The 5,702-nt window shown below is 69.0% G+C and carries 6 protein-coding genes and 1 pseudogene; 5 read left to right on the plus strand and 2 right to left on the minus strand.

Annotated elements, in window-relative coordinates; genetic code table 11:
• Window positions 1-196: 196 nt before the first annotated feature.
• Together B0W80_RS33610 and B0W80_RS33615 are read right to left on the minus strand one after the other, a co-directional pair.
• A complete protein-coding gene (locus B0W80_RS33610) occupies window positions 197-850 on the minus strand; it encodes an OmpA family protein (RefSeq protein ID WP_077003477.1) in 654 nt (217 codons plus the stop codon).
• 78 nt (window positions 851-928) lie between these two features.
• Window positions 929-1,129, minus strand: a complete 201-nt coding sequence (locus B0W80_RS33615) for a hypothetical protein (RefSeq protein WP_077003478.1) — start codon at window positions 1,127-1,129, stop codon at window positions 929-931.
• On the opposite strand from B0W80_RS33615, the gene B0W80_RS33620 reads away from it, so the two are divergent.
• The 5 genes and pseudogenes from B0W80_RS33620 to B0W80_RS33640 all read left to right on the plus strand — a co-directional run.
• Window positions 1,128-2,273 carry a murein transglycosylase A gene (locus B0W80_RS33620; RefSeq protein WP_077003479.1) on the plus strand — a complete coding sequence of 382 codons (1,146 nt, stop codon included), beginning with the start codon at window positions 1,128-1,130 and terminating at the stop codon, window positions 2,271-2,273. The genes B0W80_RS33615 and B0W80_RS33620 overlap by 2 nt on opposite strands.
• A gap of 46 nt (window positions 2,274-2,319) precedes the next feature.
• A complete protein-coding gene (locus B0W80_RS33625; protein ID WP_077003480.1) occupies window positions 2,320-2,694 on the plus strand; it encodes a multidrug efflux SMR transporter in 375 nt (124 codons plus the stop codon).
• A 4-nt stretch (window positions 2,695-2,698) separates the two neighbouring features.
• The gene (locus B0W80_RS33630) at window positions 2,699-4,114 is read left to right on the plus strand and encodes a UbiA family prenyltransferase (RefSeq protein WP_077003481.1); all 1,416 of its coding nucleotides are present in this window, start codon (window positions 2,699-2,701) and stop codon (window positions 4,112-4,114) included.
• Window positions 4,114-5,328, plus strand: coding sequence for a hypothetical protein (locus tag B0W80_RS33635; protein ID WP_077003482.1), 1,215 nt, complete (start codon window positions 4,114-4,116; stop codon window positions 5,326-5,328). Before B0W80_RS33630 ends, B0W80_RS33635 begins: the two co-directional genes overlap by 1 nt.
• A gap of 148 nt (window positions 5,329-5,476) precedes the next feature.
• Window positions 5,477-5,702 (plus strand): annotated as a pseudogene (locus B0W80_RS33640) (phosphatase); the annotation flags it as partial.

Genomic DNA, 5,702 nt, shown 5'->3' on the forward strand with positions numbered 1-5,702 from the left:
TTCTGGCAAAGCCGCGACTTCGTCGCCGAGATCGTCACGAGAGACACGGCGGAAACGCTCTATCTGAAGTGCGGGCAGCTCGATCAGGGGCAGGACCCGGCGGCGCCATTCGCGCCGTTCATCCAGGCCCTGGGCGTGGGCCTGAAGTGACCCGGTGTGTGGCCAGGCGCGGGTCGCGCGCCTGGCTTCGAGTGCCTCAGCCCTGGGGCCTTTCACCCACGTAGATTTCGACGCGCCGGTTCTGCGCACGGCCCGCGTCGTTGTTGTTGTCCGCGATCGGCTCGCGTGAGCCGCGGCCCTCGATGCGGAAGGCCTGCTGCGGCACGCCGCGTGCGATCAAATAGTCGCGCGTGCTGGCCGCGCGCTCGACCGACAGCGGGTTGTTGATGGCGTCGGTGCCGGTGCTGTCGGTGTGGCCGATGATGCGCACTTCTGCATTCGGGTTGTTGCGCAGCCCGTTGGCGAACTGGTTCAAGATGGGAACGAAGTTCGGCTTGATGGTGGAGCGGCCGGTGTCGAAAGACACGTCGCTCGGAATCGCGAGCTTGAGTTCGTTGTTCTGCGTCTGCGTGACGGCGATGCCGGTACCTTGCGTGGCGGCCTGCATCTCGCGCTTCTGCGCCTCCATGCGCTGCGACCACAGGTAGCCGCCCAGTGCGCCGGCGGCTGCGCCGACCGCGGCGCCGGTGCCGATGGCGCGGCTGTTGCCGCCGGTGGCGGAGCCGATGGCCGCGCCGCCCAGGGCGCCGACGCCGGCGCCGATCCCTGTGTTGCGTTGCGTGTCGCTCATGCCGGCGCAGCCCGAGAGCAGCACGGCGAGTGCGGAGGTGGCCAGGACGAATTTCTTCATGATGGGATCCCTTTCGTCAGTCGATCTTCGATCGTTCGTCAGTTCGTTCGCTTGTGGAACGGCGAGGGGAAATTATGGTCAGCGTCCCGCGGGCGGCTCGTCGGACGGAGGCGCTTTTTGCCCGGCCCCGCCCTGATGCGCCCGATGCACCCGATCGTCCGCCGGGTCATCCGGATGGTCATGCAATTCACCCCGCTTGCGGCCCGAGAACATGGTCCACCACACGATGAGCACCAGCAGAATTCCTGCGCCCAAGGCTTCAAGCAAAATCAAACCCATGAACAGAGGACTCCAGTGGCTGGTCGGGCTGTCGATCGTAGCAATGCTCGCCGCATGCTCGGTCGGTACCCTTCAGACCGATGCGCCACCGCCCGCGACGACCGCCACCCCCCCCGCCGCCCCGCGCGACCTGGGGCCGCTCACGGGTTCGTTGACCCATCCCAAGAGCCGCTGGGTGCCGGTGCAATGGTCCGAACTGCCGGGCTTCGAGGACGATGCGCTGCACGAAGGCTGGAGCGCGATGATCGCCAACTGCGCCCGGCCCAACGCTGCCATCGCGCCGCTGTGCCGCGAGGTGCGGCAGCTGGCGTTGGCCGAAACCGAAGAGCAGCGCCAGTGGATGCGCCAGCGCTTGCAGCCCTACCGCGTCGAATCGCTCGCAGGTGAGGCCGAGGGCAAGCTCACCAGCTATTACGAGCCCGTGTTCGAAGCCTCGCGCCGCCCCACCGCGATGCACACCGTGCCCCTGTACCAGGCGCCGGCCGGCCTGGTGGCGCGGCGGCCGTGGTTCACGCGGCAGGAAATCGACACGCTGCCGCAGGCCCAGGCCGCGCTGCGCGGTCGCGAGATCGCCTGGCTCGCCGACCCGATCGACGTGCTGATGCTGCACATCCAGGGCTCGGGCCGGCTGCGCATCACCGAGCCCGATGGCGCGCAGCGCACCATCCGCGTGGCCTTCGCCGCCACCAACGAGCAGCCCTACCGCAGCGTGCAGCAATGGCTGCTGAGCCAGGGCGTGACCAAGGTCAGCCTGTGGCCCGAAGACACCAAGCAATGGGTGGCACAGAACCCGCAGCGCCTGTCGCAGCTCTTGTGGAGCAACCCGCGCTACGTGTTCTTCCGAGAAGAGCCCCTGGCCGACATCGACGCCACGGCAGGCCCGGTCGGCGCGCAGGGCGTGCCACTGACGGCCGGCCGCTCGATCGCGGTCGACCGCGACAGCATTCCCTACGGCACCCCGGTCTGGCTGGCTTCGCCAGGCCCGTCCGCGCCGCTGGCGAGACTGGTCGTGGCGCAGGACACCGGCAGCGCCATCGTCGGCGCCGTGCGGGCCGATTACTTCGCGGGCACAGGCGCCGAAGCGGGGCGGCTGGCCGCCCGCGTCAATCAGCCACTGCGCCTGTGGGTGTTGTGGCCCAAGTGAAAAAATTGCGCGGCATGATTCCTGCCTACCCAGGGCAGGAATCACGATGACGCTACACACCTTCTCGATCATCTTCGCGGGCGTGCTGCTGAACTCGGCGGCGCAACTCATGCTGAAGGCCGGCGCGAAGTCCCTGGGGCACGTGTCGATGGGCAGCCTCGCATCGCTGATGTCCGCCGCCTGGACGGCCGGCACGCAGCCCTGGGTGCTGCTCGGGCTGGTGTGCTATTTCATCAGCGCCGGTCTGTGGATCCTCGCGCTGACGCGGGTAGACGTGACGGTGGCCTACCCCATGCTCTCGATGGGCTACGTTATCGCGGCCGTGCTCGCCTGGCAGATCTTCGGCGAGCCGCTCACCGCCAACCGCGTGCTGGGCATCGCCATCATCCTGGTCGGTGTCGTGGTCTTGAGCCGAGGGTGACGTGATGCGCCCGCTCTACGTCGACCTCGACGGCACGCTGATCGCCACCGACTCGCTGCAGGAATCACTGCTGCAGCTGGCGCGCGACCAGCCGCTCGCGCTCTTGTCGCTGCCGTCGTGGCTGCTGCGCGGCCGGGCCGCCTTCAAGCACGAAATCGCGCAACGCACCACGCTCGATGCGGAAACGCTGCCCTACCGCCCCGAGGTGCTCGCGTTGGTGCGCCGCGCACGCGCCGATGGCCGGCGCACGGTGCTGGCAACCGCAGCCGATGCGCGCGTGGCGCAGGCCGTGGCCGGGCACCTGGGGCTGTTCGATGCGGTGCTCGCCTCTGACGGCCAGCGCAACCTGCGCGGCGAGGCCAAGCGCGCGGCCATCGAGGCCGATGCCGGTGGCCGGCCCTTCAGCTACGCCGCCGACGGCCCGGTCGACCTCGCGGTGTGGCGCGGCGCCGCGTCCGCGGTGGTGGTCGGCCGCTCCGACGCGCTGGCGCGCCGCGCGGCCCGGTTGACCACGGTGGAGTCGCGCATCGTTCCGGCGCGGCCACCGCTCAAGCGCTTCTTGTACGGCGTGAGGCTGCACCAGTGGCTGAAGAACGTGCTGATCTTCCTGCCGCTGATGCCGGTGCTGCACGAACTCACGCAGTCGATCGTGTTCGATGCGGTGCTCGCCTTCCTGGCCTTCGGCCTGATGGCTTCGGGCATCTACGTGCTCAACGACCTGCTCGACCTGCAGTCCGACCGCCGCCATCCGCGCAAGCGCATGCGGCCTTTCGCCTCGGGCGAGATCACGGCATCGACCGGGCTGATCGTGGCCTGCCTGCTGTGCGCGGCCTCGCTGGTGCTTTCGCTGGCGATGCTGCCCGCCGCCTTCGTGAGCGTGCTGCTGTTCTACATGCTGCTCACCACGGCGTATTCGGTCTTCCTCAAGCGGCGGGCGGTGGTCGACGTGTTCACGCTGGCCGGCCTCTACACCGTGCGCGTCGCTGCCGGCACCGCGGCCACGGGGCTGCCGCTGTCGTTCTGGATCCTGTCGTTCTCGATGTTCATCTTCCTGAGCCTCGCACTGGCCAAGCGCTACGTGGAGCTCAACGGCGGCGAGCAGGACGTGCGGCGCATGAAACGCGACCGCGGCTACCACCCGGTCGACGTGCCCTTCGTGCTGTGCGCCGGCGTCGCGGCCGGGCAGATGGCGGCGCTGCTGCTCGGCCTGTACCTGCACGACCAGGAGATGCTCGCGCGCTACGAAGACCCCGAGTACCTATGGGTGCTCATCCCCGTCTTCCTGTTCTGGACCATGCGCATCTGGCTCAAGGCCGTGCGCGGCGCGCTCAACGACGACCCGGTGGTCTTCGCCGCGCGCGACTGGGTCAGCCGCCTGGCGCTGGGCATCGCGGCCTCCGCGCTCTGGATGGCCGACTGATGCGGGCGCGCGCGCTCGCCTGGGACGCGTTGCTCGCCGCCGTGCTCGGCGTGCTCGCACTGGCGTTGCTGGCCACGCTGACGCGGCAGCTGCCCCCGAGCCTGTTCACGCGCGAGCAGGGCTACGACGCCTGGTTCCAGGCCGACATGCCTCGGGTGCTCGCCAACATGGTGGACGTGCGCAGCAACCACTACCGCACCAAGGTCCACCCGATCGCATCGATCCTCATCCACCCGCTCGTCAGCGGCCTGCGCCTCGTGTGGCCGGGCACCGACCTGCAGGCGGCGATGCGCTTCATCGGGCTGGTCAGCCTGCTGTGGGTCGGCAGCTTCTATGCGCTGTGCCGGCTGCTCGGCACGGGCCGCTTCGCCGCCGCCTGCTTCACGCTTATGGCGATCGGCAGCGCGGCCTTCCTGTTCTGGTTCTCGGTGCCCGAGACCTATGCGCCCGGGTCGCTGACCTTGTTGTGGGTGCTGCTGGTCGCCGCACTCGCCACCCACCGACCGGTGAGCGACCGGCTGATCGTCTTCGCCAGCATCGCGAGCCTGGCCATCACCGTCACCAACTGGATGGCGGGGCTGGCGCTCGCGCTCGTGCAGCGGCCCTGGCGCCGCGCGCTCGGCCTGAGCGCCATCGCCTTCGCCGTGGTGGCCGTGCTGACCGTGCCACAGCGCTTCATCTACAGCTTCGCCAAGTTCTTCTTCCTCGGCAGCCGCGAAGAGTTCGACTACATGAACCTCAAGGAGTCCGGCACCTGGCTGGACAAGCTCGCGGGCATGTTCGGCTCGACCTTCAGCCTGCCCGAGATCCTGGCGCTGCCGGCCGACGAGGTGCAGCAGTTGCCGCAGCTGTCGGTGCAGCTCAGCACGCCGGGCTCGGCCGGATGGATCGGCGTGGCGGCGCTCGCCCTGTGGGCCGTGCTGCTGCTGGCCGGCGCGTGGGGCCTGGCGCGCTCGCCGCAATGGCGCCGCTTCGGTGCGGTGCTGGGGCTGACGCTGGCCGGACAGGTGCTGCTGCATCTGGTGTACGGCGAAGAAACTTTCCTCTATGCCGCGCACTTCCTGCCGCTGCTGATGGTGGTCGCGGTGTTCGCCACGCGCGTGCTGCCGAGCGCGGTGGCCGCCGTGATGGCTTTGCTCGCGGGCGGCCTCGCGGCCTTTCACAACGTCGCGATGTACGAGAGCGCGGTGCGCCTGCTGCAGCAGGGGAATTGAGCGGCTCGAAGGTCGGTGTCGAGGCACCGCGGCGAGGCGCCGATGACCGCCACAGTCGTGGGCCTGATCGGCACCTGACTTCCTGACGTCACATTGAACTTTTAGCGTACCGGGGTTTTTCAACCATGCCCCACGAAAGAAAGTTCGCATGACCGCCACTCCCCGGCAGAACGTCGCTGCCGTCGACCCTGATGACATCGGCCACAACACCACCGACAACCGCACCTTCAACGACGTCGTCGCCTCGCGCCTGAACCGCCGCCACCTGCTCGGCTTCGGTGCCGGCACTGCTGGCCTGGCCCTGCTGCAAGCCTGCGGTGGCGGTGGCAGCGGCGGCGGCTTTCCCGTGCTGCCGCCCGCACCGGCACCTGCAC

Source organism: Variovorax sp. KK3 (genome assembly GCF_001984055.1).
Taxonomy (GTDB): domain Bacteria; phylum Pseudomonadota; class Gammaproteobacteria; order Burkholderiales; family Burkholderiaceae_C; genus Variovorax.